Source organism: Lamprobacter sp. (genome assembly GCF_034860625.1).
Taxonomy (GTDB): domain Bacteria; phylum Pseudomonadota; class Gammaproteobacteria; order Chromatiales; family Chromatiaceae; genus Lamprobacter.
In genome coordinates this window covers 1-2,319 of sequence record NZ_JAYESN010000369.1, presented here as the reverse complement: position 1 = coordinate 2,319, position 2,319 = coordinate 1, and the positions used below count along the sequence as shown (strand labels likewise).

Genomic DNA, 2,319 nt, shown 5'->3' with positions numbered 1-2,319 from the left:
CTGGTCTCGCCCGAACTCTATGCGACGCCGATCATCATCGGACTACTACTGCAGGCGCTGGCCACCCAGTTCGTCGGACTCGCCCCCGATCTCGGCTATGCGCTCGGCGCGGCCACCATTGTGCTGATCCGCATGCTCGCCATCCACTACCACTGGCGGATGCCCGAGGCGCTGATCAACCGGCCGCGCTGAGGGAGCGGTTGGGATCGGGGAGCAGGTCTTGGGCCAGCAGCCAGATGGCATAGGTGGGCTTGAGCTTGGTGTAGGACTCGCCGCTGCCGAGCTGGGCGCAGTAAAGTTCGGCCCAGCCGTAGCTCGCCAGTACGCTAACCGCCGGACCATCAGGCAAGCAGCCGTGCCGAACGGGCCAGCATGCGAGCAAAGTCCGCCAATGCCGTTGACAGCAGCCCGCTGATCGCGCCCTGCGATAGTTCCAATTCCTTGCAAATCGATGATTAGATCATTAATTTGGCAGGCATGTATCATCCTCGCCTGCAAACCGACCGCCTGCGCCTACTAGCACGCGCCTTCCCTGTCGTCATCGTCAGTGGCGCGCGCCAGGTCGGCAAGACCACGCTGCTGCGTCACTGCTTTCCCGACTACGACTATGTGGTGTTCGACGCCAGTCTGGACATCGAGGACGCCCGGCGGGAACCCGATCTCTTCCTGCTCAATCACCCGCCGCCGGTCATCCTCGACGAGATCCAGTATGCGCCCGAGGTCGTCGCCACCATCAAGCGCCGGGTCGACCGTGAACCCGAACGCGCCGGTCAATATCTCCTCACCGGCTCGCAACAGTGGCAGATCCTGCAACGGCTGTCCGAGAGTCTGGCGGGTCGCAGCGCCTTTCTCGACCTGTTTGGGTTTTGTATCCCCGAGATCGTCGATGCCCCCAGCGGATGGCTGCCGCGCTGGCTGGAGGCCCCGGACGACTTTCTCGCCCAAGCGCGCACGGCCGGCCGCTATCAGGGACACCTGCCGGACTGGCTGTGGCGCGGCAGCTTGCCACGCGTCATCGCGCTCGAGACCGAAGTCATCCCCGATTTCTGGTCCGGCTACCATCGCACCTATGTCGAGCGCGATGCACGTCTGCTGGGAGAGGTCGACGACTGGCAGGAGTTCGGCCGCTTCGTTCGGCTGATGAGCGCGCTCACAGCGCAGGAGATCAACTACAGCCAGCTGGGACGCGAGATCGGCATGACGCCCCAGACCGCACGCCGTTGGCTCAAGATCCTGGAAGGCACCTATCAATGGTTTGAGTTGGCGGCCTTTTCGGGCAATCCGACCAAGCGGGTCTCATCCCGGCCCAAGGGCTATTTCGCCGATACCGGTCTAGCCTGCCACCATGCACGCCTGTCCTCGCCCCGCGCCCTGACCAGCCATCCGCTGTACGGCGCCCTGTTCGAGACGGCCATGGCCGGCGAACTCATCAAACAGGCCAGCGTGCTGCCCGCGCGCCCCATCTTCTACCATTGGCGCTCGGCAGGCGGGGCCGAGGTCGATCTGATCCTGGAGCGTGACGGATGGCTGCATCCGTTCGAAATCAAGCTGACCGCCGCGCCGACCCGCCGCATGGCCTCCGGCATCACCGCCTTCCGCGAGGCACACTCCCATCTCGATATCGCCACCGGCGCGCTGCTGTGCGCGGTCGATCAGCCGCGCTGGATCACGGAAGAGGTCATGGCCCTACCCTGGAATCTGCTCGGCTGAGCGCGTCGCGAACGCCAGAGCAACACGCAAGCATCTTGCGCGTTGACCACAGGGCACTCACCCGGCGGCACAGGGTTCTCACGCCTCACCTGACGGCATAGGCCCAGCAAATCCCAGCGTCAAGCGTATGCACAAGAATCCTTGATCGAAGAGGACGACTGCGACCGAATCATTAACCTGCGAGAAGCGACACCCAAAGAGGTCAGACACTATGCACGTCACCGACGGGAATGGTATGAAGTACCGCATTGCGTCGAAGGAAGAGACCAGGCGCATCCGCGAGGGCATCGCGGCGGACCCGGACACCCACGAGCTGACACACGCGGAGATGGCCGAGCTGCGCCCACTGTCAGCACAGGTGATCTTTCATCATCGATCAAGGAACCTACCGTGAGTGACCCGAGCCCGGAACCGTCCGACACCGAATCCAAGGTCGACCCCTTCATCAGGCGTTGGGGCTGCGGCACCAGCCACGGCGGCAATGAGCGCGCCAACCTGCAACTGTTCCTGACCGAACTCTGCACCCTGCTCGACCTACCCCAGCCCGAGCCGGCCAGTGCCGACAACAGCCAGAACGCCTATGTCTTCGAGCGCAGCGTCACCGAGCAT

General features: G+C 63.8%; 4 protein-coding genes and 1 pseudogene. 4 read left to right on the top strand and 1 reads right to left on the bottom strand.

Features of this window, described 5'->3' with window-relative positions; translation table 11 throughout:
• Positions 1 to 192 (top strand): hypothetical protein (locus tag VBE63_RS27655; RefSeq protein ID WP_323686201.1); only part of this gene is annotated, 192 nt, incomplete at its 5' end.
• Between the two features lie 13 nt (positions 193 to 205).
• Here the strand turns inward: VBE63_RS27655 and VBE63_RS31655 are convergent.
• Positions 206 to 313, bottom strand: a pseudogene (locus VBE63_RS31655) (Rpn family recombination-promoting nuclease/putative transposase); the annotation flags it as partial.
• 164 nt (positions 314 to 477) lie between these two features.
• On the opposite strand from VBE63_RS31655, the gene VBE63_RS27645 reads away from it, so the two are divergent.
• The 3 genes from VBE63_RS27645 to VBE63_RS27635 all read left to right on the top strand — a co-directional run.
• On the top strand, positions 478 to 1,710 hold the full coding sequence (locus tag VBE63_RS27645) for an ATP-binding protein (RefSeq protein ID WP_323686199.1): 1,233 nt from the start codon (positions 478 to 480) through the stop codon (positions 1,708 to 1,710).
• Between the two features lie 211 nt (positions 1,711 to 1,921).
• Positions 1,922 to 2,104, top strand: a complete 183-nt coding sequence (locus VBE63_RS27640) for a hypothetical protein (protein WP_323686198.1) — start codon at positions 1,922 to 1,924, stop codon at positions 2,102 to 2,104.
• Positions 2,101 to 2,319, top strand: a 219-nt coding sequence (locus VBE63_RS27635) for a hypothetical protein (protein ID WP_323686202.1), incomplete at its 3' end; no start/stop codon positions are given. The genes VBE63_RS27640 and VBE63_RS27635, both read left to right, overlap by 4 nt.

Bases quoted from the DNA above. Each gene is read 5' to 3' on its own strand.
- VBE63_RS27645 (WP_323686199.1), top strand. From the start codon at position 478: ATGTATCATCCTCGCCTGCAAACCGACCGCCTGCGCCTACTAGCACGC.
- VBE63_RS27640 (WP_323686198.1), top strand. From the start codon at position 1,922: ATGCACGTCACCGACGGGAATGGTATGAAGTACCGCATTGCGTCGAAG.